This is a genomic window from Arthrobacter sp. P1_D4 (assembly GCF_056406115.1).
Map to the genome: position 1 here is coordinate 13,546 of NZ_JBFUAU010000018.1, position 23,257 is coordinate 36,802.

General features: G+C 67.9%; 21 protein-coding genes. 15 read left to right on the plus strand and 6 right to left on the minus strand.

Annotated elements, in window-relative coordinates; genetic code table 11:
* Positions 1-116 precede the first annotated feature (116 nt).
* Positions 117-584: a tRNA (cytidine(34)-2'-O)-methyltransferase gene (locus AC1D0A_RS17520; protein ID WP_476946399.1), complete on the minus strand. Its 468-nt coding sequence runs from the start codon at positions 582-584 to the stop codon at positions 117-119.
* Between the two features lie 82 nt (positions 585-666).
* The gene (locus AC1D0A_RS17525; protein WP_476848771.1) at positions 667-1,653 is read right to left on the minus strand and encodes a J domain-containing protein; all 987 of its coding nucleotides are present in this window, start codon (positions 1,651-1,653) and stop codon (positions 667-669) included.
* A 141-nt stretch (positions 1,654-1,794) separates the two neighbouring features.
* Here AC1D0A_RS17525 and AC1D0A_RS17530 point away from each other — a divergent pair, with 141 nt between their 5' ends.
* A complete protein-coding gene (locus tag AC1D0A_RS17530; protein WP_476946432.1) occupies positions 1,795-2,040 on the plus strand; it encodes a hypothetical protein in 246 nt (81 codons plus the stop codon).
* Complete coding sequence (locus AC1D0A_RS17535; protein WP_476946431.1) at positions 1,947-2,579, plus strand: diacylglycerol/lipid kinase family protein; 633 nt, start codon at positions 1,947-1,949, stop codon at positions 2,577-2,579. Before AC1D0A_RS17530 ends, AC1D0A_RS17535 begins: the two co-directional genes overlap by 94 nt.
* Before the next feature lie 61 nt (positions 2,580-2,640).
* Here AC1D0A_RS17535 and AC1D0A_RS17540 read toward each other — a convergent pair whose 3' ends face one another.
* Complete coding sequence (locus AC1D0A_RS17540; protein WP_476946400.1) at positions 2,641-3,069, minus strand: hypothetical protein; 429 nt, start codon at positions 3,067-3,069, stop codon at positions 2,641-2,643.
* 92 nt (positions 3,070-3,161) lie between these two features.
* Here AC1D0A_RS17540 and AC1D0A_RS17545 point away from each other — a divergent pair, with 92 nt between their 5' ends.
* Positions 3,162-3,932 carry a helix-turn-helix transcriptional regulator gene (locus AC1D0A_RS17545; RefSeq protein ID WP_476946401.1) on the plus strand — a complete coding sequence of 257 codons (771 nt, stop codon included), beginning with the start codon at positions 3,162-3,164 and terminating at the stop codon, positions 3,930-3,932.
* On the opposite strand, the gene AC1D0A_RS17550 is transcribed toward AC1D0A_RS17545, so the two are convergent.
* Positions 3,874-4,875 (minus strand): DMT family transporter, encoded by a 1,002-nt coding sequence (locus tag AC1D0A_RS17550; protein ID WP_243181183.1) that lies wholly within the window; start codon positions 4,873-4,875, stop codon positions 3,874-3,876. The two genes, AC1D0A_RS17545 and AC1D0A_RS17550, sit on opposite strands and share 59 nt — an antisense overlap.
* A 151-nt stretch (positions 4,876-5,026) precedes the next feature.
* Between AC1D0A_RS17550 and AC1D0A_RS17555 the strand changes: the two genes are divergently transcribed.
* Positions 5,027-6,268 (plus strand): cysteine desulfurase family protein, encoded by a 1,242-nt coding sequence (locus AC1D0A_RS17555; protein ID WP_243181184.1) that lies wholly within the window; start codon positions 5,027-5,029, stop codon positions 6,266-6,268.
* A gap of 20 nt (positions 6,269-6,288) precedes the next feature.
* On the opposite strand, the gene AC1D0A_RS17560 is transcribed toward AC1D0A_RS17555, so the two are convergent.
* On the minus strand, positions 6,289-7,527 hold the full coding sequence (locus tag AC1D0A_RS17560; RefSeq protein WP_476946402.1) for an NAD(P)/FAD-dependent oxidoreductase: 1,239 nt from the start codon (positions 7,525-7,527) through the stop codon (positions 6,289-6,291).
* 281 nt (positions 7,528-7,808) lie between these two features.
* On the opposite strand from AC1D0A_RS17560, the gene mnmA reads away from it, so the two are divergent.
* From mnmA to AC1D0A_RS17595, 7 genes are all read left to right on the plus strand, one after another.
* On the plus strand, positions 7,809-8,921 hold the full coding sequence (mnmA, locus tag AC1D0A_RS17565; protein ID WP_476946403.1) for a tRNA 2-thiouridine(34) synthase MnmA: 1,113 nt from the start codon (positions 7,809-7,811) through the stop codon (positions 8,919-8,921).
* A gap of 318 nt (positions 8,922-9,239) precedes the next feature.
* Positions 9,240-10,868, plus strand: a complete 1,629-nt coding sequence (locus AC1D0A_RS17570; RefSeq protein WP_028275994.1) for an ABC transporter substrate-binding protein — start codon at positions 9,240-9,242, stop codon at positions 10,866-10,868.
* Between the two features lie 134 nt (positions 10,869-11,002).
* Positions 11,003-12,094 carry an ABC transporter permease gene (locus AC1D0A_RS17575; RefSeq protein WP_028275995.1) on the plus strand — a complete coding sequence of 364 codons (1,092 nt, stop codon included), beginning with the start codon at positions 11,003-11,005 and terminating at the stop codon, positions 12,092-12,094.
* A 2-nt stretch (positions 12,095-12,096) separates the two neighbouring features.
* Complete coding sequence (locus tag AC1D0A_RS17580; RefSeq protein WP_476946404.1) at positions 12,097-13,122, plus strand: ABC transporter permease; 1,026 nt, start codon at positions 12,097-12,099, stop codon at positions 13,120-13,122.
* Entirely contained in the window at positions 13,119-14,822 is a 1,704-nt protein-coding gene (locus tag AC1D0A_RS17585; RefSeq protein WP_028275997.1) for an ABC transporter ATP-binding protein, read from the plus strand. The genes AC1D0A_RS17580 and AC1D0A_RS17585 overlap by 4 nt, the downstream gene beginning before the upstream one ends.
* A 178-nt stretch (positions 14,823-15,000) precedes the next feature.
* A complete protein-coding gene (locus AC1D0A_RS17590; protein WP_230011813.1) occupies positions 15,001-15,417 on the plus strand; it encodes a chorismate mutase in 417 nt (138 codons plus the stop codon).
* A gap of 2 nt (positions 15,418-15,419) precedes the next feature.
* Complete coding sequence (locus AC1D0A_RS17595; protein WP_476946405.1) at positions 15,420-16,463, plus strand: uroporphyrinogen decarboxylase/cobalamine-independent methonine synthase family protein; 1,044 nt, start codon at positions 15,420-15,422, stop codon at positions 16,461-16,463.
* A 76-nt stretch (positions 16,464-16,539) separates the two neighbouring features.
* On the opposite strand, the gene AC1D0A_RS17600 is transcribed toward AC1D0A_RS17595, so the two are convergent.
* Positions 16,540-17,262 (minus strand): DUF4166 domain-containing protein, encoded by a 723-nt coding sequence (locus AC1D0A_RS17600; RefSeq protein WP_243181190.1) that lies wholly within the window; start codon positions 17,260-17,262, stop codon positions 16,540-16,542.
* A gap of 202 nt (positions 17,263-17,464) precedes the next feature.
* On the opposite strand from AC1D0A_RS17600, the gene mtrA reads away from it, so the two are divergent.
* The 4 genes from mtrA to AC1D0A_RS17620 all read left to right on the plus strand — a co-directional run bounded on the left by mtrA (position 17,465) and on the right by AC1D0A_RS17620 (position 23,093).
* Complete coding sequence (gene mtrA / locus AC1D0A_RS17605) at positions 17,465-18,139, plus strand: MtrAB system response regulator MtrA (RefSeq protein ID WP_026538469.1); 675 nt, start codon at positions 17,465-17,467, stop codon at positions 18,137-18,139.
* 304 nt (positions 18,140-18,443) lie between these two features.
* Positions 18,444-20,237 carry an MtrAB system histidine kinase MtrB gene (mtrB, locus tag AC1D0A_RS17610; protein WP_439954137.1) on the plus strand — a complete coding sequence of 598 codons (1,794 nt, stop codon included), beginning with the start codon at positions 18,444-18,446 and terminating at the stop codon, positions 20,235-20,237.
* On the plus strand, positions 20,234-21,952 hold the full coding sequence (locus tag AC1D0A_RS17615) for an LpqB family beta-propeller domain-containing protein (protein WP_243181192.1): 1,719 nt from the start codon (positions 20,234-20,236) through the stop codon (positions 21,950-21,952). The genes mtrB and AC1D0A_RS17615 overlap by 4 nt, the downstream gene beginning before the upstream one ends.
* Positions 21,953-22,142: 190 nt before the next feature.
* Entirely contained in the window at positions 22,143-23,093 is a 951-nt protein-coding gene (locus tag AC1D0A_RS17620; protein ID WP_476946406.1) for a ComF family protein, read from the plus strand.
* Positions 23,094-23,257 lie beyond the last annotated feature (164 nt).

A 23,257-nucleotide genomic window follows, 5' to 3' on the forward strand; every position in this document is an offset into this window, starting at 1 on the left:
CTTCAGAAGTGATTCGGTGCGGCCCGGCACCTGGATGGGCGCGCTGCGCGGGAATTCTTTCCCGCGGGCCGCCCAGGTGGCCAACGCACGTCGCGGCGGGCCTGCGCGGCGGACCGCTACAACTCGGCCCCGGCGAACCCGTTCTGGCGCCACGCCTCGTAGACGGCGATGGATGCCGCGTTGGCCAGGTTCAGTGACCGGAGGGCTGGGAGCATCGGCAGGCGCACCCGGGACGTCACCCGGGGACTGTTTTTGACTTCCTCGGGCAGGCCTACGGATTCAGGCCCAAACAGGAGGACGTCGCCGGCACGGTAGCGGATGTCTGTGTACGTGGTCTCGCCGTCGGAGGTAAAGGCAAATACCCGTTCCGGCTCGAGAGCGGCCCACGCCGCGTCGATGTCCGGGTGGACGGTCACGACGGCGAGGTCGTGGTAGTCAAGGCCCGCCCGCCGGAGTTTGGCGTCGGAAAAGTCAAAGCCCAGGGGCTCCACCAGATGCAGTTCGGCCCCCGTGATGGCAGCCAGCCTGATGGCGTTTCCCGTATTGCCGGGGATTTCTGGGGTGTGGAAGAGGATGCGGAACACCGTCCCATCCTAGCGAGCCGCCGGCGTCGAACGCGCCTCGGGCCTTCCGTCCCCGGGGCGCAGGGGAGCGCCCGGGCGGAATCTAGTGCATTCCGCGCAGCAGGCGGGCCAGTACGGGAACGTTGACGGTGTTGGGCGCCGGTCCCGAGCCGAGGAACAACTTCAGGCCGCGGGCCAGGCCCGCGGCGTTGACCACCTCGACAAGGCCCGAGCCTTCCCCGTACCCGCTTCCCTGGCCGCCGGGGGCGCGGCGGTGCCGGTCGATGACCGGTTGATGCAGATTGCCGTCCGTGCTGTGGACGACAATCCAGCCGGTGACATTGAGCTCGGGAAATATGTCCTGCATCCGGCGCACGATGTGGCCCAGCTGGGGCGGGGCGACGGAGCGTCCGCCGTGGGTCAACGTGCTGCCGTTCCATGCATAGGCACCCGGCGGCAGGAGCATGGATCCGACGATCGCTAGACGGTACCCGGCAAGGACCGCGTGGTCGATGTGGCTGTTGTCCGCCGGGGACTGCAGCCCGTTGACAAGGCGCGCCGCCGGGATGGTGGTCAGGATCTGCCTGCTGATGAGCTGCACGGTGCGCATCTCGCGTTGGATCCGGGCTTCGGCGCCGAAGATGCCGCGCTTGCGGGGCATACCGTGGACCTGCTGCCGGGCCACGCTGGCGGGAATCAGCGGCACCGCCGACCCACCGTCAAACTGCTCGAACGGGGGAACGTAGACGGGTGGATCTGCGGCCGTATTCCGCGGCGTGTTCGGCCGGCGCACGTTGGCGGAGGCCCGGCTGCCCGCGGCGGGCGCGTCGAAGTGGGCGCCCTCATCGCCGGCGGGAGACGAATACGCGCCGCCGGATGCGCTGCCGTAGGAGCGGTCGTAGTCCGCGCGGCGCTTGGTGTCGATGAGGGTCTCGTAGGCGAGCGTGACGCGCCTAAACGCTGCAGGGTCGCCGCCGTGGTCCGGGTGGGCGGTCCGGGCGGCCTTGCGGTACGCGACTTTGATGTCTTTCTCCGTCGCCGTCACGGGGATCCCGAGGACCTGGTAATGCGAGCTGCTGCCCTGCGTCAAACAGAGATCCTTTTCGTTGATGGTACCGGCGGTGGGAATGCCGGACCGTTCGTGGGCGTCCGGCGTGCCCAGTTTAACCGGCTGGAGGAATAACGAGTGCGTACACAGGGATGGTTCCCGCCGGCTGGCATAATTCAGCGCATGCTGATCGCCGTCGCCGTCGCCGTCGCCGTCAACCCGCGCGCATCCTTTGGCCGGGCGCGGCACGCCGGCAAGGACGCGGCGGCGTACTTCCGCGCAGCCGGGGTGCAGGTGCAGGTCCCGGCGCCCGCCGTCGGGTTCCGCTGGGCATCATTCCCGCCGGGACGGGCAACGACACGGCCCGGGCGCTGGGCCTGCCGCTGCACAACCTCCCGGCGGCCTGCGAACGGGCGCTGGAGTCGTTAGCCGGCGGCGGCCGGATGATTGACGCCGGCAGGATCACCGCCGGAGGATCCTCCCGCTTGTTTGCGGGCGTGGTCTCGGCCGGGTTCGATGCCGCCGTCAATGAGCGGGCCAATGGCTGGCGCTGGCCGAGCGGCAAGATCCGCTACCAGCTCGCCATGCTTCGGGAACTGGCGTCGTTCTGGGCCATCGATTACACGGTGACGGCCGACGGCGAGCAGTGGCAGCAGGGCGCCATGCTGATTTCCGTCGCCAACGGCCAGTCGATCGGCGGCGGGATGAGGATCGTCCCGGGAGCCGCCCTTGATGACGGCTACCTGGACCTCTTCATTGTCAACCGGCTGTCCCGGACCCGGCTGCTGGCCGTGTTCCCGAAGGTCTTTGCCGGCAAGCACGTGGGCCACCCCGCTGTGCGGCTTCGCCGGGTCCGCACCGTGGAACTGTCCGCCGGCAATATCGTGGCCTACGCCGACGGCGAGCGGATCGGGGCGCTCCCGATGACCATTGAAGTCGTTCCGCGGGCCGTCTGCGTTCTGGCGTAGTGGCGTGGCCTGGCGTCTTCGCCCAGTTGCCGGGACCAGCTGCCGGGACCCGCCGTCTGGCCTAGCTGCCTGGCGTAGCGGCCGGCACGGCCCTGCGCGGGGACAGCCTGTTCAGTGCCAGGGCACCCACGAGCAGCCCGAAGTCACGCAGAGCGACATCGTAGAAGCCGCCGAGGATGATCAGGTTGATGATGATGCCCAGCAGCCAGGCGGCCACGAGCGCCGATCCGAAGCGCGGACGCAGCGCCACCGCCACTCCGGCGACGATTTCCACCACGCCAACGACGTACATGATCGTCTGGGCCGGCAGCGGGACCACCTGGGTCACCACGGGCGCCAGATACATCGTCCAGTCGGTCAAGAGGTTTGTGAACTTGTCCAGGCCGAACAGGATCGGCGCAACGGTAAAGACGGTCCGCAGCAGCAGGAAGGCCTGACGGTCCGCCGTGAGCTGCTGTGCGGGAGTGGCGGGGGCTGGGGAAACTTTCATGGCATCGCTCCTTCTAAAAGTGGATATCTCGATTTTAGAGGGCCCCACGGGGATTAAGCAATGATTCTTGTTTTTAGAGATATTCTTGTGTCATGACCAAGCTTCCGTGGAACCACAGGCTGGCGGCGGTCGCGTCGCTGGGAGACGAGAGCCGCAGGAGGCTCTTTGATTTCGTCGCCTCAGCGGCAGATGCCGTTGGCCGGGACGATGCCGCGCAGGCTGTGGGCCTGGCGCGGAGCACTGCCTCGTTCCATCTGGACCGGCTCGTGAAAGACGGGCTGCTGGCCGTGGAGTTCCGCAAGCTCGGAGGGCGGGAGGGGCCGGGGTCCGGCCGGCCCGCCAAGCTGTACCGGGCCGCCGTGGATGAGGTCGCGGCCTCGGTGCCCGACCGCCACTATGATCTCGCCGCCGAGCTGCTGGTGTCCGCGATCGAGGACGCAACCAGCGGCGGCGGTTCGCCGCGGGAGGCCCTTCTTCGGGCTGCCCGCGCCAGGGGGCAGTCAGCGGGTGAGTCGGCAGCCCGCGCAGCCGGCCGCGAGCCGGCGGGGGCCACCGGGGCGGGGCCTGCGGACTCCGCCGGCAGCCCCGATGGCGCCGGCCCGTTCGCGGACTTCCTGGCGGGGCAGGGCTACTGCCCGGCGGACGACGGCGGCGGGGGACTGGTGCTGCTGAACTGCCCGTTCCATCGCCTCGCCGCCGGGCACGCAGACGTGGTGTGTGCCATGAACGGAGCTTTTCTCGACGGGGCCTCAATGGCCCTGGGGATCGAACCGGGCCGGATCGAAGCGCTCGCCATTGAAGATCTCAGGGAGCACGGCGGCGCGCGGCCCGGGCAGTGCTGTGCCCGTATTCTTCCATCGTGACCGGGCTGCCTGAGTGACCCTGCCTGCCTGAAGCGGCGGCGGCCGGTCCGGTTTGGGCCCTGCCGCTGGGGTGGCCGGCGTTGCGGGCCTGGCCCTTGATTCCGGTCAGCAGCACGCCGGCGATCACCAGGAGGCCGCCCAGGATCTGCACGAGGGTGAGCGGGGTCCCGAGCAGCACGGTGATGATCGCGGTGAAGACCACCATCAGGTTGAGGTAGTTTCCGGCGGTCCCGGACGGGGTGGTTTTCAGCGCCAGATTCCAGAGGAGATAGGAACCAAGGGACGGGAACAGGGCGATATACGCCATCGACCAGCCTTCGGCCGCGGTGTCGGGAAAACGCACGTTCATGGCGAGGGCAAACGGCGCCAGCGTCACGGTTGCGATCACCACCTGCACCGCTGTGGCCGCGATGGGCGGCACGGCCAGCCGGCGGGCAACGATGGTGTAGAAGCCCCAGACGATGATCGCGCCGATCATCATGAGCTCACCGGTGTTGATGGCGAGGCTGACCACGCGGGCCAGCTCGCCCTGGGTCAGGACCAGCAGCACACCCAGCAGGCCCAGGCAGATGCCGAGCCAGCCCAGCCGTGTGGTCTTCTCACCGAGCAGGACGATCGCCATGACCACAATGAGGGCCGGGTTTGCGGCCGTCACCAGCGAGGCGTTCATCGCGGACGTGAATCCGAGCGCGCCGTAGAGCAGCAGCGTGTAGCCGCTCATGCCCAGGACACTCAGCAGCAGAAGCACGGGCCAGCGGCGCAGCACCGCACCCCAGTCGGGCCGTTCGATGAGGTGGGCCAGGACCAGCAGCGGCACGGCGGCCAGGCTCCAGCGCCAGAAGGTCAGGTCCAACGGGGTCATGGAGGCTCTGGCGGCCTGTCCGACGACGAAATTGCCGGACCAGAACAAGGTGGCCAGCACAAGGCAGAGGGGCGCTTTCACCGCTTGAATGTACACCAGCCCCGTGCCCGTCACCGGGCTCTTCACTGTGCCTCAGGCTGGTGCCTTCGCCCTGACACCGTGCCTTTGCCCTGACACTGTGCCTTCGCCCTGGCGCCGCGGCGGCCCGGGCGCGCGCAGGTAGAATTGGGCTGTGCCTGCCTACCTCGATCACGCCGCCACCACCACCCTCGCCCCGGAAGCGCTGGCCGCACTGACGCGCGAACTGGCCCGGACCGGCAACCCGTCCTCGCTGCATGGATCGGGCCGCCGTGCCCGGCGCTCCGTGGAGGACGCGCGGGAAGTGCTCGCTGCGGCCGCCGGCGCCCATCCCTCGGAGGTCATCTTCACCTCCGGCGGGACCGAGGCGGACAACCTGGCGGTCAAGGGCCTGTACTGGGCCCGCCGTGCCGAGGACCCGGCGCGGACCCGTATCCTCTGTTCCGCCGTCGAACACCACGCGGTGCTGGACACCGTCGAATGGCTCGAACGGCATGAAGGCGCCGAAGTGTGCTGGCTCCCCGTGGATGACGCGGGCGTCGTGGACCTGGCCGTGCTCGAAGCCGAGCTGTCCCGGGATCCGGGCTCGATCGCACTGGTGAGCCTCATGTGGGCCAACAACGAGGTCGGCACCATCCAGCCCGTCGCCCGGGTTGTGGAACTGGCACACGCCGCCGGCGTACCCGTCCACTCCGACGCCGTCCAGGCCTTCGGCTCCCTGCCCGTTGACTTCCGCGGGACGGGCCTGGACGCCATGTCCGTCTCCGGGCACAAGATCGGCGGACCGGTCGGCGTGGGCGCGCTGATCCTGGGCCGGGCGGTGAAGCTGACCCCGGTCCAGCATGGCGGCGGGCAGGAACGCGACGTCCGCTCCGGGACGCTGGACACCGCCTCGATCGCCGCGTTTGCCGCGGCCGCCGACGCCGTTGCCGCGGGACTCCCCAAGGAAGCCGCCAGGATCGCGGCCCTTCGCGACCGGCTGATCGAGGGGGTCCGTGCGGCCGTCCCCGAAGCCGTCCTGCGGGGCGCCCCGGGCCCCGGGCGGTTGCCCGGCAATGCGCATTTCACGTTCCCCGGCTGCGAAGGGGACTCGCTGCTGTTCCTGCTGGACCTCGCCGGCGTCGAATCCTCCACGGGCTCCGCCTGCACCGCAGGTGTTCCGAGGCCCTCCCATGTGCTGCTGGCGATGGGCCTGGACGAGGACACGGCGAGGGGGGCGCAGCGCTTTACGCTCGGGCATTCCTCAACCGACGCCGACGTCGATGCCCTCCTCGCGGCGTTGCCGGGCGCCTACGCCCGGGCCCGACAGGCCGGCATGGCCGGGCACGAGTCCAGCATCCAGACCGCCGGAACGGTCGCGCGCGAGGCCGCCCGTCAAGCCCCCGCAGGGAGCTAATCCAGGAGCTGATCCAGTAGCTAATCCAGGAGCTGATCCAGGGGTACCGAGGAGTCGGCAAGCAGGCCCGGGCTCACGGCGGTGCGGGCATTGATGAGCGCCTTGATCGCCTTCTGCGGCTTGGCGGCCCGGGGCCAGTTGACATTCATTCCGGCGATCACCTGGCCTTCTCGCTGCCAGAAGGCAATGAACTCCTTGTCCGCAAGCGAGCCGCGGATGACCGGCGGGCCGGCAACGAGCGTCGGGAAGCCCGAGTACTCCATGCTGACGTCGTACTGGTCCGTGTAGAAGTACGGGATGCTGTCCAGCGTGGCGTCGAGGCCGAGCATCGCCTTGGCTGCCACCTTGCCGCCATTCAGGGCATTGGACCAATGCTCGCTGCGGTGGTGTTCCCCGGTGAACGGGTGCAGGGCGTTGGCGACGTCGCCGGCGGCGAAGATCCCGGGCGCCGAGGTCCGCAGCGACGCGTCGGTGAGGATGCCGTTGCGGATCCCGAGCCCGGCCGCCTCGGCCAGACCGACCTCCGGCACAACGCCGACGGCGATGACCACGAGGTCGGCGGGCAGGACTTCGCCCGAGTCGGTGACCACCGCCGTCGCCCGTCCAAACCACCCCTGAATCTCGGCAGCGGACGCCGGAAGCCTGAACCGTACCCCGTGGGCCTCGTGCAGCCCGCGGAAGAAGCCGCCCAGGTCCGGGCCAATCGCCGCGCCCAGCGGCACGTCCTCCAGCCCCATCAGGGTGACGGTGTTTCCAAAGGTGCTGGCGGCAGCGGCCAGTTCCATCCCGATCCAGCCGGACCCGACCATGACCACGTGCAAACCGCCGCCGGCGAGGCGGGCGTGCAGACGCCGGCTGTCTTCGACCGTCCGGAACGTGCTGACGCCCTCGAGCCCGCTGCCGGGCAGCGGGATGGTCCTGGGCCGCGCTCCCGTGGCAAGCAGGAGTGAGCCGTACTCCAGTCGCCGCCCGTCATCCAGAACCACGGCGCGGGCAGCCGGGTCCAGCGCCGTGACCTGGACGCCGAGCCGGAGGTCGACCTCGTTCGCGTCGTACCAGTCCTCGGGCACCACCGGCAGGGCGTCGTCGCCGGCCTTGCCCAGCAGGTACTCCTTGGACAGCGGCGGGCGCAGGTACGGCTGGTGGGACTCGGCGGCCACCAGCACCACCGGACCGCTGAAACCCTCCGCCCGCAATGTTTTGGCGGCGGTGGCGCCGGCCAGCCCGCCGCCCACGATCACGATGTTCCCGACAGCCATGTCCGCTCGATTCCCGCGTCGGCGCGCTTCCGTTTTCTAAAACCGCTTGTCCTGACGCTAGAAGGGGGAGGCGGTCCCGTCAAGGCCTTTTGGGGAGGATTCGGCGTGGCGATAGAATGGCGGGGCAGGCATTGTGCTATTTCCAGGGACCAGCAGTAGCACTGCGGTTCAACCCAGCAGTGAAAGCCCGGCAGTAGCCCAGCAATAAAAGCCCGGCAGCACCGCAGCTGCGAACAGCAGCCCTGGAGCCTGTGACACCCCGAACCCTAGAGAAAGCCAGTATGCGAGTTCTTGCAGCCATGAGTGGCGGCGTCGATTCCGCCGTTGCCGCCGCCCGCGCCGTCGAGGCGGGGCACGACGTCGTCGGCGTCCACCTCGCGCTGTCCCGGATGCCGGGCACCCTGCGAACCGGCAGCCGCGGCTGCTGCACGATCGAGGACTCCCGCGACGCCTGGCGTGCGTGCGACATCCTCGGGATCCCTTACTACGTCTGGGACTTTTCCGAACGGTTCAAGGAAGATGTCGTCCAGGACTTCATCGATGAGTACGCCGCAGGCCGCACCCCCAATCCCTGCATGCGCTGCAACGAGCGGATCAAGTTCGCCGCCCTGCTGGAGAAGGCCATCGCCCTGGGCTTCGATGCCGTGTGCACCGGCCACTACGCGAAGGTCATCACGGACGCGGACGGCAACCCCGAACTGCACCGCGCTGCGGACTGGGCCAAGGACCAGAGCTATGTGCTGGGGGTGCTGACCCACGAACAGCTCAAGCACTCGATGTTCCCGCTGGCCGAGACGCCGTCCAAGGCCGAGGTCCGCGCGGAGGCGGAGCGCCGCGGCCTCTCAGTGGCGAACAAGCCGGACAGCCACGACATCTGTTTCATTCCCGACGGCGACACCGCCGGCTGGCTCGCCGAGAAGATTGAAATGACCACGGGGGACATCGTGGACGAATCCGGCGCGAAGGTCGGCGAGCACCCGGGCGCCAACGCGTTCACCGTGGGCCAGCGCCGCGGGCTGAAGCTCGGCACCCCGGCCGCGGACGGCAAGCCGAGGTTCGTGCTGGAGATCCGGCCCAAGGAGAACAAGGTGGTGGTGGGCCCGGAGGCCCTGCTCGCCATCGACGAAATCCGAGGCATCAAGGTCTCCTGGGCGGGGCTGCCCATCGCCGAGGTGGCGACCGGCGAAGAGTTTGACTGCTACGCCCAGGTCCGCGCCCACGGCGACCCCGTCCCTGCCCGCGCACACATGGCGGACAACGAGCTTTTGGTCACCCTCACCGAGCCGCTGCGCGGCGTGGCCCCCGGCCAGACGGTGGTGCTCTACCAGGGCCGCCGCGTGCTCGGCCAGGCCACGATCGATGCCGCGCGCTCGCTGCAGAGGGCCGCGCTCTAGCCGCCCGCCCCACCGACTCCAGCAAAGGGTCCCGCCAGTTGGCGGGGCCCTTCGTCGTCTGTACCCTCCGTCGTCGTCAGACTACCCGGCCGTCCACGGCGCCCGGATGTGCAGGGCCCTGCCGAAGATCCGGGCGGAATCCTGAAGAAAATGAGAGAAACCTTCGAATCGTGTAAATTTTGTGTCTCAACTCACAAAATGCAACGTTTCACCGAATGATCGTCTGGTTGAATCTAGGGATCAGCAAAGCGTGCCGCCCGACGAGTCAGTCGTTTCACTTCGGGTTGCGCTAGAACGCATCGAACAGAAAGTTCACAGATGGCAATGAACAAAAAGGCCTGGCACAGCGTCATCGCGCTGGCCGGGGTTTCCGCCTTTGCACTGACGGCCTGCACAGGGCCGACCGGGGGCGCTGGCGGGTCATCAGCCGCAGCAAGCGGTCCGATCGCCTACGGCACCACGGACAAGGTCACTGCCTTGGATCCGGCGGGCGCGTATGACAACGGTTCGTTCATGGTGATGAACCAGATCTACTCCTTCCTCCTCAACTCGAAGCCCGGCAGCGCAGATCCCGTGCCGGACCTGGCCGAGTCCGCGTCCTTCACCTCGCCGAACGAGTACACGGTCAAGCTCAAGCCGGGCCTCAAGTGGGCCAACGGCCACACGCTCGACTCCAAGGACGTCAAGTTCTCCTTCGACCGGCAGACCAAGATCAACGATCCCGCCGGTCCCGCAAGCCTGCTGACCAACATCGAAAGCATCACCGCCCCCGATGCCAACACCGTGGTCTTCAAGCTGAAGCAGGCGAACGACCAGACCTTCGCTCAGATCCTCAGCAGCCCCGCCGCGCCGATCGTAGACGATGAAGTCTTCCCGGCCGACAAACTGCTTGACGACGACTCGATCGTCAAGGCCAAGGCGTTCTACGGCCAGTACGTGATCGACACGTACAAGAAGAACGAGCTGGTCAGCTTCAAGGCATTCCCTGACTACCAGGGGGTTCTCGGCAAGCCGGCCAACGACGCCGCCACGATCAAGTACTACGCCGACCCCACCAACATGAAGCTGGACATCCAGCAGGGCAACATCGACGTCGCGAACCGCAGCCTGAGCGCCACCGACGTCGATGACCTCAAGAAGGACTCCAAGGTCAAGGTCAACGTTGGCCCCGGCGGCGAAATCCGCTACATCACGTTCAACTTCGACACGATGCCGTTCGGTGCCAAGGCTGCCGACGCCGATCCGGCCAAGGCGCTCGCCGTCCGCCAGGCCATCGCGAACCTCGTTGACCGGCAGTCCATCGCGGACCAGGTCTACAAGGGCACCTACCTGCCGCTGTACTCCAACGTTCCCAACGGCTTCCTGGGCGCCAACGAATCGTTCAAGGACGCCTACGGCGACGCCGGCAAGCCGAGCCTGGACAAGGCCAAGAAGGTCCTGGCCGACGCCGGTGTGACGACCCCTGTCTCGATGAACCTTCAGTACAACCCGGACCACTACGGCAAGTCCTCCGGCGATGAGTACGCCATGATCAAGGACCAGCTGGAGAAGTCCGGTTTGTTCAAGGTCAACCTGCAGTCCACGGAATGGGTCACCTACAGCAAGGCCAGCCGCGCCGACGAATACCCGCTGTTCCAGTTTGGCTGGTTCCCCGACTTCAGTGACGCCGACAACTACCTGACCCCGTTCTTCCCGGAGGGCGGCTTCCTGAAGAACCACTACAACAACCCCACCGTCAACGACCTGATCAGCAAGCAGCTCACCACCGTCGATAAGACTGAACGCGAGTCCACGATCAAGGATGCGCAGAATGCCCTCGCCAAGGACATTTCCACGCTTCCGTTGCTCCAGGGCGCGCAGGTTGCCATTTCCGGCAGCGGTGTCAAGGGTGTCGATTCCACCCTCGATGCCTCCTTCAAGTTCCGTTTGGGAACTATTTCCAAGTAAGGCTGCAGCCCTGCTGTCCTGACCAGCCTGCGAGGCGGGGCGCCCTCGAGGCGCCCCGCCTTTGCTGGTCATTGCCGCATCCTGCAGTTCACGCCGGCCCGCCCAAGGCCGCGACAGCACAATCTTAGGTACCAATGACAACATTGACTGAGGCGCCGCTAAACGACGCCGACGGACTTCTTCCGTCCAAGAAAAAATCCTCGGGTGGGGGCTTGGGGACCTACATCCTGATCCGGTTCTTCCTGATCATTCCGACCATTTTCATTCTGGTGACTTTGGTCTTCTTCCTGATGCGGGTCATCGGCGACCCCATCACTGCAGCCCAGGGCGGCAGGCTTCCGCCGGAGGCGCTCGCGCAGCGCATCCACGACGCCGGCTACGACCGCCCGATCCTCGTGCAGTACCTCGAATACGTTGGCCAGGTGGCGACCGGCAACTTCGGCACCACCATCACCGACCGCCGCCCTGTGGTCGAAATGATCATCACGTTTGGCACGGCAACCCTGGAACTGGCCATCAATGCCCTCATCGTGGCGCTGTTGGTCGGCATCCCGCTCGGGCTGATCGCCGCCTACCGGCGCGACAAGGCTCCGGACGCATTCCTGCGGTTCTTCGCCATCCTCTGCTACGCGACCCCGGTGTTCTTCGCCGGCCTGCTGATGAAGCTGGCCTTCTCCGTCTGGCTGGGCTGGCTGCCCGTCGCAGGACGGGCCTCCACCAGGACCGAACTGGCTATGGGAAGCCTGGCCGCACCGACCGGGATCTACTGGCTGGATGCCTTGCGCAGCGGCAACATGGCCGCGTTCGGCGATGTCGCGGCCCATTCAGTTCTCCCCGCACTCACCCTCGGGCTTCTGACGGCAGGGGTCTTCCTGCGGCTGGTCCGCACCAACGTCATCGGCACGCTCGGCAAGGATTACGTCGAAGCCGGCAGGTCCCGTGGCGTCAGTAATTACCGGCTCGTGACCAAGCATGCCTACAAGCCTGCCCTCATCCCGATCATCACTGTCATGGGGCTCCAGATTGCCCTCCTCCTCGGCGGCGCCGTCCTCACCGAATCCACCTTCGAGTGGAAGGGCCTCGGCTACCAGCTGGTGCAATACCTGAACGCCCGCGACTTCGTCGCCGTCCAGGGAATCGTCGTGATGCTGGCGGTCATCGTTGCCGTCACGAACTTCATCGTGGACGTCGTCGCAGCCCTGATCGACCCGCGAGTGAGGTACTAGCCATGAATGCAACCAAAGTAAGCGGGCGCAAGCAGCCCCTCATCTACCGGCTGCCGGTGATCTCGCATTTCCGCTCGAGCGTCGGGCTGCAACGCGGCATGCTCGTCACGGGCATGGTGCTGGCCGCCGTCTTCCTGCTCGTCGCCGTGTTTGCGCCGTGGATCGCGCCCTACGGGTTTGCCCAGCTCAGCGACGCCGCCGGTCCCTTCCCGACACAACAGCCCCCCAGCCCGGCCCACATCTGGGGCACCACGGTTGGTGGCTATGACGTCTACTCCCGGGTGCTCTGGGGTGCCCAGACGGCCGCCGTGGTGATCATCGTGGCCGTCGCGATGTCGATCTTCCTCGGCGTAGCCCTCGGCCTCGTCAGCGGCTACTTCGGCGGCTGGCTGGACCGGGTGTTCGTGGTGATCGCCGACGCGATCTACGCTTTCCCGTCACTGCTCCTGGCCATCGTGATGTCAATCGTCATCAGCCACGGGCAGTCCAGTTTCTGGGGAGGCATTGTCGCCTGCTCCATCTCCATCTCGGTGGTGTTCGTCCCGCAGTACTTCCGGGTCATCCGTGCCGAAACCATCCGGCTGAAGGCGGAGCCGTACGTCGAATCAGCCAAGGTGGTGGGCGCCTCCAGCATCCGCATCATGGGCCGGCACATCTTCAAGAACGCAACCCGCACGCTGCCGCTGATTTTCACACTGAACGCGTCCGAGGCCATCCTGACCCTGGCGGGCCTCGGCTTCCTGGGGTTCGGCATCGAACCCACTTCCGCCGCCGAGTGGGGCTATGACCTGAACAAGGCCATTGCAGATGCCTCCTCGGGCATCTGGTGGACCGGTGTCTACCCCGGTACGGCGATCGTCCTGACCGTGCTTGGGCTGACCCTCGTCGGTGAGAGCATCAACGACCTCAACGATCCCCGCCTGCGGGGCCGCAAGAAGGCCGTGGCAGGCAAGGGCGGACCAGACTCCACCGCCGGCTCCCAGGCTGCACCCGAAGCAGAAGCAGAAGCAGAAGTGAGACTTCCATGACCACCAACATCGACAAGCCCGGCGCAGGCGCAGGCCCGGTCCTTGACATCGACCGGCTCAAAGTCACCTTCGCCACCGACGCCGGGGATGTGTATGCCGTCAAGGACGTGAGCCTCCAGGTCAACCCCGGAGAAGTCGTCGCCATTGTTGGCGAGTCGGGATCCGGCAAGACCGTGACGGCCAAGACCATCCTGGGACTTCTGCCGGAGACGGCCATCAGCCAAGGTGCTGTCCTGATCAACGGCAACAACGTCATCAGCGTCAGCGAAGCCAAGCTGCGGGAGATCCGGGGCCGCGACGTGGCCATGGTGTTCCAGGAGCCATCCACCGCCCTCAACCCGGTCTTCACCGTGGGGTGGCAGATTGCCGAGGGCATCCGCGCACACGCCGGCAGCGGCGGCCGCAGCAAGGTCTCGGCCAAGGAGGCCAAGGCGCGGGCAATTGACGCCCTCCGCAAAGTTGGCATCCCGGACCCGGAAACGCGGGTCAACTACTATCCGCACCAGTTCTCGGGCGGCCAGAAACAGCGCGTCGTGATTGCCGCGGCGCTGGCCCTGAACCCTGGCCTCATCGTGGCCGACGAGCCCACGACCGCCCTGGATGTCACCGTGCAGGCCGAGATCCTTGAACTGCTGCGGGACCTGCGTGACAACTACGGGACCTCCATCGTGCTGATTACGCACAACATGGGCGTCGTCGCCGACCTCGCCGACCGCGTCGTGGTCATGTACCAGGGCGACGTCGTGGAGGAGGCATCCTCAAGGGTGCTGTTCGCCGAGCCCAGGGAGGACTACACCAAGAAGCTCCTCGCCGCCGTCCCGCACCTGGGCCGCAACTCCGCCTCGGAGGGCATGGTCGAACGCGCCCACCAGGGCGGCAAGGTGCTGGTCGAGGCAAAGAACCTGACCATCGAGTATCCGGGGCGGCTCGGCAGCCCGGCGTTCAAGGCCGTCGACGGCGTCAGCTTTACCGTGTCCGAAGGCGAAGTCTTCGGCCTCGTGGGGGAGTCCGGCTCCGGCAAAACCACCATCGGCCGGGCAATCGCCGGCCTGAACCGCACCACGGGCGGCAGCCTGAATGTGCTGGGGTACGAGATGCTGAACTTCAAGGAGCGCACCTTCAAGCCGCTCCGCAAGGAGATCGGCTTCGTGTTCCAGGACCCTGCGGCCTCGTTCAACCCGCAGCTGACCATCGGCGACTGCGTGGCGGAACCGCTGATCATCCACTCCAACCCGACCGCGGCCGAGGCACGCAAGAAGGTCGGCGAGCTGCTCGAGTCCGTGCAGCTGCCGGCGTCGTACGCTGACCGGTTCCCGCACGAACTCTCCGGCGGGCAGCGCCAGCGCGCCTCGCTGGCGCGGGCGCTCATCCTGAACCCGAAGCTGCTCATCGCCGACGAGCCGACCTCGGCCCTGGACGTGTCCGTGCAGGCCGTTGTGCTGGAGCTGTTCAAGGAGATCCAGCAGGAGTTCGGCTTCGCATGCCTGTTCATCAGCCACGACCTCGCCGTGGTGGACATGCTCGCCCACTGGGTCGGCGTGCTCTACAAGGGCAAGATGGTGGAGCAGGGCCTCGGCAACCAGGTGATGGGCAACCCGCAGCACGACTACACGAAGAAACTCATCGCCTCCCTGCCTGTTCCGGACCCCGACGAACAGGCCAGGCGCCGCGAGGCGTTCAAGGCCGTGCTCCACAGCTAACCGCCGGAACCGGGCACCTGCCCGATCCGGCGCGGCCCGGGCTCCGGCAGGGCCACAGCCAATGGGCATGCCCACCGTTCACCACGAACGGTGTGCATGCCCATTGGGGTCGCCGCGGGTGCCTGCAACGGTGCTTAACAGCGGAAGGCATTGGCCGCCGAACCCCTAGACTGGGTCAATGACCGAGCAGAACCCCACTCTTCCCGAAACCGATTCCTACGACCCGGCGGCAAGCTCCCTGGCCGGTTCCGTGGATCCCGCGGTCATGGCGGAGTTGCTGTCAATCCGCTCCAGCATCGACAACATCGATGCCACCTTGGTCTTCCTCCTCGCCGAACGCTTCAAAGCCACCCAGAAGGTCGGCTTCCTCAAGGCCGCGCACCAACTTCCCGCCGGGGACCCGGGCCGCGAAACGGCGCAGATCGCCCGGCTGCGGCACCTCGCCGCCGAAGCCCACCTGGACCCGGCCTTCGCGGAGAAATTCCTGAACTTCATCATCGGCGAGGTCATCCGCCACCACGAGGCCATCGCCGAGGACCACCAGGCCGCCCAGGCCTCCGGCTCCGCGGACGCCGCCCGCGCCGCAGACGCCTAGCCATGGCAGCACCAGACGCGCCCGCACCGGGCCAGGTGACCGCGACCGCCCTGGGCCCCTGGCCGGGCGAGGACCCGGCCGAGGCCGCCCGGATCATCCGCGGTGAACTGGGCAGCCCGCACCTGCCGTTCCTCGCCGAGCTTCCCGATCGCGGCGTCGGCTCCGATTCCCTGGGCCGGACCGCCTCTTTGCTCGTGGAACTAGCTGTCGACGTCCAGCCGCATGGATGGCGGTTCGTGGACCGGCCCGGCAAGGACCTGCAGCGGGCCAAATCGGCCCTGTCCACCGACATCAACATCCTGGCGGACGTGATCGGCGTCGAGGAAGCACCGTCGGACGATATCAAGATCCAGCTGCGCGGGCCGCTCAGCCTTGCCGCCGGGCTGCACCTGCACAACGGCGAGCGGGCCCTGATCGACTATGGTGCCCGCAGGGACATCGCGGATTCGCTCGCAGCGGGCGTGGAAGGCTACCTCAAGCGGGTGGCGGCGGCTGCCCCCGGTGCCCGGATCGTCGTCCAGATCGATGAACCTGAGATCGCGTCGGTGCTGGCCGGCACCATTCCCACCGCCAGCGGTTACCGGACCCTGCGTTCGGTGCCAGGCCGGGAAGTGACCGAGTCCTGGCAATTGGTGATCGACGCCCTCCGGGCCGCGGGCGCCGTCGAGACCGTTGTGGCCGTCTCCGAGGTCGAGGCGCCGTTCGAGCGGATCCTGGCGGCAGGCGCGGATGGAATCGCCGTGCCGCTTCGGGCCCTGACCTCGCGCCAGTGGGAACAACTCGCCGGCGCGGTGGAGGCCGGCAAGCGGCTCTGGGCCGGCGCGCTGGACGTGGCTGATCCTGCCGCGTCGCTGCCAAGGGTCCGCGACGTCGTGGAAAACGTCTGGCGCCCCTGGCGGCAGCTGGGTCTGCCCGCGTCCACGCTGGGGGCGCTCCGGGTCACGCCGTCGGAGGGCCTGGCGCGGCACTCACCCGCGACTGCGGCGGCGGTCCTGACCCGGCTGACCCAGGTGGCGGACGGGCTCAACCAGCTCGCCCTCGGCTAGCGCGGCACCTTCGGCCGCCGGCGGCCGGGGCGCAACCGGGCCCGCGGTGCCCCCGCTGTGCCCCTGCGGGCCCCGGTCAGACCCTGCTTTCCCAGGCGTCCGGTCGGGCGTGCCCTGGCAGGTAGCCCGGCGCCGCAATACCGCCGGGGTAGGGCTCGAGCCGGTAGTCGAAATGGCCGGCGTAGACCAGCACCAGACCAAGCTGGGGCTGGATCACCTTGACCTGGATCCGGTGCCTGCCGCCGTGCTGCGGCTCCCACCACTGCTCGGCGTAGGCCTTGGCGTCGAGGGCCGCCGGCAGCGGAACCCGGAGCGGTCCCAGGAACAGCCGCGACGCCTCGGACACGCCGCGCAGCCGGCCCTCCGGCGTGACGCTGAGATTGAGGTCGGTGACGAGCCGCCGGTGCCGGCCCACGTAATCCACGAGCCCGGGCCCACGCCCGCCGTTATCAGGCCCGCCGTCATCAAAGCTGGTCGTGTCCTGGAACAGCCGGGTGGTGCCCGGGAAGAAGATTTCCCGGCGGGCCGTCAGGCTGGACCTGCCGAACGGGTCCAGGTGGGCGTGGTTCTCGATCCGGAAGCGGACGCCCTCGCCGTACTCGGGGAAGAAGGCCTGCTCGCCGGTGGTGAGCCGCAGCAGGGGACGCAGCCAGGCCTGCCGGCAGCCGACGACGTCGAACACCCCCTCGCCGACGCCGTAGTGGCCGGATCCCGGTGCCAAAGCAAAGTATTCTTGAAGCTCCGGCTGCAGTCGGGCAAAGTCGCTGCCCAGGGCTCGCTGGTAGATCGGGGTGTTCACGGGTTCCTCCTGCGGTCCGGGCCGGTTCACTGGGCCTGTCCACAGCATGCAGGACAACGCGGCAATTGTCACAGCGTCCCATGCATCGGCGCGGTTCCGGGCCGGTTCCGGGCCGGTTCCGGCGGCGGTGGCAGGCCCGGTTCCACCATGCCGGTGGGCCGCCCGATACGACAAAGCCAATTCAATGGGGGAATATATAACTATGAAGGCACGCATTCTGGTAGTGGATGATGACGAGGCTCTGGCCGAGATGATCGGTATTGTGCTGCGCAATGACGGCTTCGAACCCGTCTTCTGCGCGGACGGCGCACAGGCGCTGGACGTGTTCCGCTCCTCCAAGCCCGACCTCGTCCTGCTCGACCTCATGCTTCCGGGGATGGACGGCATTGAGGTCTGCCGCCAGGTCCGTGCCGAGTCCGACGTCCCGATCGTGATGCTCACGGCCAAGGCGGATACTTCGGATGTGGTCCGCGGCCTCGAGTCCGGTGCCGATGACTATGTGCCCAAGCCGTTCAAACCCGCCGAGCTCGTCGCCCGGGTCCGGGCCAGGCTCCGCCCGGGTGACCAAAAGGCACCGGAAACCCTGCGGATCGCCGATGTCACGATCGACGTGGCCGGCCACCTGGTCAGCCGCGGCAACGACCGGATCTCCTTGACGCCGCTGGAATTCGACCTCCTCGTCGCCCTGGCCCGCAAGCCGTGGCAGGTGTTCACGCGCGAACTGCTCCTGGAGCAGGTCTGGGGCTACCGGCACGCCGCCGACACCCGGCTGGTCAATGTCCATGTCCAGCGGTTGAGGTCCAAGATCGAACGCGACCCGGAAGCCCCCGAAGTTGTATTGACGGTCCGTGGTGTCGGCTATAAAGCAGGTTCCTGAGCCTGCGGACCGCAGTGTCCGGCAGTCCATAGCAACGGATACGGCGGCGCCGGCCGAGTCAGCCGCACCATCGGCCGAGTCAGCCGCGTCGCCGGCTGAGTCGTCCGTGGCGTCATCGGCCGAGTTATCCGCGGCGCCGGCCGAGTCATCTGCGGCGTCATCGCCAGAGACGTCCGTGCCCCGCGCGCCCGAAACGCCCCGCGGCGGGCCGGGCCCGTGGCGGCGTCTGGCCTTCCGGACCCGCTTGTGGGCCAAACGCGCGAGGATCGTTGGCGTCCGGGTCGCGCGGCTGGTCCGCACGGGGATGCAGCGCCTGTGGCCCGGCATCCTGTACCTGCTCCGGGCTGTACAGCGGAAGTGGCGGCGTTCGCTGCAGTTCCGGACGGTCCTGACCACGCTGATGCTTGCCATGGGCTCGTTCGCGGTGGTGGGCGCCTACCTGTCCAACCAGATCGCCAACAACCTGTTCCAGGAGCGGCTCGCCCAGGCCGAATCGGAGACGCGGTACAACGTCAAGCAGGTCCAGGACACGTTCGACGGTGCCCAGGTCACCGACCAGTCGAGCGTCATCACCCTGGTCTATGACACCCTGAACGCGGTCGAAGGCCGCGGATCCGTGATCCAGCGGCGCTACGTCTTCGAGGCCATGCCGGAGCAGACCAAGCCCCGCAACCGTTGGGTTGAATCCCGGGCCTCGGACCAACTCACCATCGGCGTCATCCCCCCGGACCTGCGCAAGGCTGTGCAGGAGTCGGGCAAGGACCAGTACTGGGCGTCCACCCAGTTCCCGGTAGGGACCGAAGACCGGCCCGGCATCGCCGTCGGCAACAAGGTGACCTTCAACGGCACCGTCTATGAGCTCTACCTCATCTACGACCTCAACACGGCGCAGAAGACCCTCGACGAGATCCAGAATGTCCTGCTGGCCGGCGGCGCGCTGCTGGTGCTCATGATCGGCGGCGTCGCCTGGTATGTGACCCGCAACGTGGTCAGCCCGGTCAGCCATGCCGCCGTCGTCTCCGAGAAGCTCGCCGCCGGCCAGCTGCAGGAGCGCATGGTGGTCAAAGGCGAGGACGAGGTTGCCCGCCTGGGCGCCTCGTTCAACCACATGGCCGCAAGCCTCCAGGAACAAATCACCCAGCTGGCCACGCTGTCCCAGATGCAGCAGCGGTTCGTCTCCGATGTCTCCCACGAGCTCCGCACCCCGCTCACCACGGTGCGCATGGCCGCCGAAGTCCTTTATGACGCCCGCGAGGACTTCGACCCCATCAACAAGCGCTCCGCGGAGCTGCTCTACAACCAGGTGGAACGCTTCCAGTCGCTCCTGGCGGACCTGCTGGAAATCTCCCGCTTTGACGCCGGTGCCGCCACCCTGGACGCCGAGCCCACCGACATCGTCCAGCTTGTCGCGCATGTCATCGAGGGGGTGGCGCCCGTCGCGGCCGAATACGGGTCCGCCGTCACCCTCAACGCCCCGGCCGGCAGCGTCATTGTCGACATGGACGACCGCAGGATCGACCGGATCCTGCGCAACCTGATCCTGAACGCCCTCGAACACGGCGAGGGCCGACCGGTCAACGTTTCCGTGGCCGCCAGCGGCACCGCCGTGGCCGTGGCCGTACGGGATCACGGAATCGGTATGACCCCGGCTGAGGCGGCGCGCGTCTTCGACCGCTTCTGGCGCGCCGATCCGGCCCGGGCCCGCACCACGGGCGGCAGCGGGCTGGGACTGTCCATTGCCGCCGAGGACACCAAGCTCCACGACGGCTGGCTGCAGGCCTGGGGGAGCAAGGGACAAGGGTCGAACTTCCGCCTGACCCTTCCCCTGCGCCGCGACGAGCCGATCACCAGGTCCCCGCTCCAGCTCGAACCGGTCAACGTCGGGCTCCCCGAGGCAGGCCGCCAGCGCACCGTGGTGTTGCTGGACCCGCTCCGGACCGCGGGCCGCGGGACCGGTGTTGAGGGTTCCGCAGACGGATTCTCAGACGGCTTCGATGACGACTTTTCTGACGACGGCGGCAGCGGTGCCGCCGGCGGGGCTATCCCGGACGGCGGCTCGGCCGGCCCCCGGGGGACCGGGACGGAGGGCAGGGCATGAGTGGGGTTTCGGGCCGGTTTACCCGCGTGGGGGCCGCGCTGCTGGCGCTCATCCTGCTTCTGTTGACCTCGTGCGCCCAGATTCCGCGCTCGGGGCCGGTAGGCAAGAGCACGGACGAGAGTGCGGGAAACCCCAACGCCCCGGTCTTCTTTCCGGCCGCGCCGCGTCCCGGCGCCGGACCCGAAGCGGTGATCGAAGACTTCTACCTCGCCGGCAGCGGCTACGAGGACGACTACGCCGTGGCCCGGCAGTACCTCACCCAGGGTTCGTCGGTGACGTGGAAGCCGGACCAGCGGGCGCTCGTGTTCCGCAAGGCCACGGTGGTGGCCACCGGCGTCGAAAATGTCTTCAACTACCAGCTCGACCTCGCCTATTCGGTGGACGCCGACGGCGTGGCCACGCAGCTTCCCGAGGGCACCACCGAAAACATACCCGTCACCGTGACCCAGGTGGACGGCGAGTGGCGAATCTCCGATCTTCCGGACGGCACGGCCATTCCGGAAGAAACGTTCAAGGTCATTTACGGCGCGTTCCCGATCTACTTCTACGACCCCACGTTCACCTACGCGGTGCCCGACGTCCGGTGGTTCATCCGCAAGAAGACCGTCAAAGCCATGACGAGCGCGCTCCTGGGCGGACCCGCCCCCTACCTCAAGGGCGCCGTCGTCAGCGCGTTCCCTTCAGGCATCAAGCTGGCCCGCGAATCAGTGCCCGTGGTATCCGGCGCCGCGCAGGTGGATCTCACCGCCAAGGACCTGGTCGAGGCCTCCAACGAGGACCGGCTGCGGATGCAGACGCAGCTTGCCCTGACGTTCCGCAGCCAGCCGGATGTGATCAACGTTGAGCTCCGGGCCAATCAGGACCTGGTGCGCGTCGAGGACAACGGCACGGTCCTGCCTCCGGTCCAGGACGAAAGCGTCCCCGCCTACCAGATCGCCGTCAGCAACAATGACCTGGTCCGGTACGAAAACAACAGGATTTCACCGCTCCCGGACGTCCGGTCCGTCGCAGCCCTCTCACCCCGGGCGCCTGCGGAGTCCACCGAGTCGCAGGCCGCCGCGTTCCTCAACGCCGCCCGCACCACGCTGTACTCGATCGTTCCGGGCCAGCCCGCCCGGGCGCTGACCACGCGGGCCGCGCTGTCCCGGCCTTCGTTCGGCCGCTATGACTGGGTCTGGACCGCCGGGCCGGGTGCCGGCGGCGCCACCGAGGTGGTGGCCTACCGGCCGGTCGGTGTGGCGGAGACCGCCAGCGTACCCACCGTGACCCTGTCGCCGGGATGGCTCTCGGGCCGGACGGTGAAGGAGTTCCGGATTTCCCGGGACGGCACGCGGGCCCTCGTCATTTCGCAGCAGAACGGCAAGAGCAAGGTCCAGATCACCGGGATCATCCGGAACGCGGACGGCACCCCGAGGGACCTGACCGTGCCCCTGACCCTCCTGACTCCCCAGGATCCGGACCAAGGGGTCTGGGTGGATGACACCACCGTCGCGGTCATGAAGGCCTCCGCCAGCGATGCCGTCACCCCCGAGCTGTTGTCGCTGACCTCGGCGCAGCCGCAGCAGCTGGCGCCGTGGCCCGGGCTGACGGCCCTCAGCGCAGGCAACGGACCGGCCGAGATCTACGGCCAATCCGCCGAAGGGATCTTCCAGCGGCTGGGCAACGGCTGGTCACCGCAGCTCAAGGGCCCCATCGACCCCTCGTTCCCCGGCTGACCGGCGCTCCCTCGGACGACGGCTGACCGGCGCCCCCTCGTTCCCGGGCTTACCGCCGCCCCCTCGGACGACGGCGGTGCCGCCGTCACCCGGGTCCGGTGAAGGTTCCGCGAAGGTTCCGGCCATGGTGTTGTCCACATAGCGGCACGCCGGGTTACTACCGGGGGCGCACCCGGTCCAGGATCGGAGGATGGGCAGCCACACCACCCCGGTCCCGGCAGCGGACCCTGACCTTGCCCCGGCCACGGCCAGGGCGGCGAGACACCGCGGGAGCTACGCGCGGCCGCTGGCGAGGCTGGGCGACCGGACAGCCGAAGCGGCGGCTGAGGTGCTCGCCCTGGCCATTCCAGTGGACTGCGTCTGCTGCGGGGCGGAGGACTCGGCACTCTGCGGCGCGTGCTCCCGTAAGCTGCGCCTATTGACGCTCAGGCCGTTCCGGGCAGAGGCCCAGGCTCCGGCCCTGATTGACATGGACGGCTCCGTGCTGCTGCCCGTGGTAGCGGCCGGGGCATACCGGGCCGAGCTGGCGCAGTGCCTGCTGTCCTTCAAAAGCCATGGGCAGGCCCGGCTGGGCGCCGAACTGGCCCGGGGCCTGGCGCGCGCCCTCCACGCCGCGTCCGGGCCCGGGCAGGGACTCGTCCTCGTCCCCGTACCCACGAGCGCCGCCGCTTACCGCAGGCGGGGCTTCAGCCCCGTCCATGTCCTGCTCCGTCGGCTCGTCCGCGGCGATGAAATCCCAGGGTTCACCGTCGCGGACGCGCTGCGGAAATCCGTGCCGCCCGCGCGGAACACGAAACCCCCGGCTTTGCCCCTGTGGGGCCGGTTGCGGGACGGCCCCACAGGGGCCGGCTCCCTGTCCGGCGGACAGAAGGGACTGGGCCGGGGTGAGCGCGCCCGGCGCGTGCGCGGATCCATGCGGGCCAGGTCCGGTCCGTGGCCTGCGCGGGTCGAAGGACGTGCCTGCATCATCGTCGATGACGTGCTGACCACCGGCGCCACCCTGGCGGAGGCGGCCCGTGCGCTCCGGGCCGCGGGGGCCATTGTCAGCGGCGCCGTTGTGCTGGCCGCGACACGCCCGCCGGCCGCCACCGATGTCCGCGCCGCCATCCCCGCGGCGGCGCGGATGATCGGTGGGAGCTAAAAAAATAAACCGTAAAAGGATGAATAACAGGTGTCTATGAACTAACGTCGAAGATGGGTACCAAGAACAGATGTACCTGTCGATAGCGGCTCGGAAAGGGGCTCGACTGTCAGTCAGATCGGCCCCCGGGAAGTACCGCCGTCGTGTCACCGAAGTCATTTGGA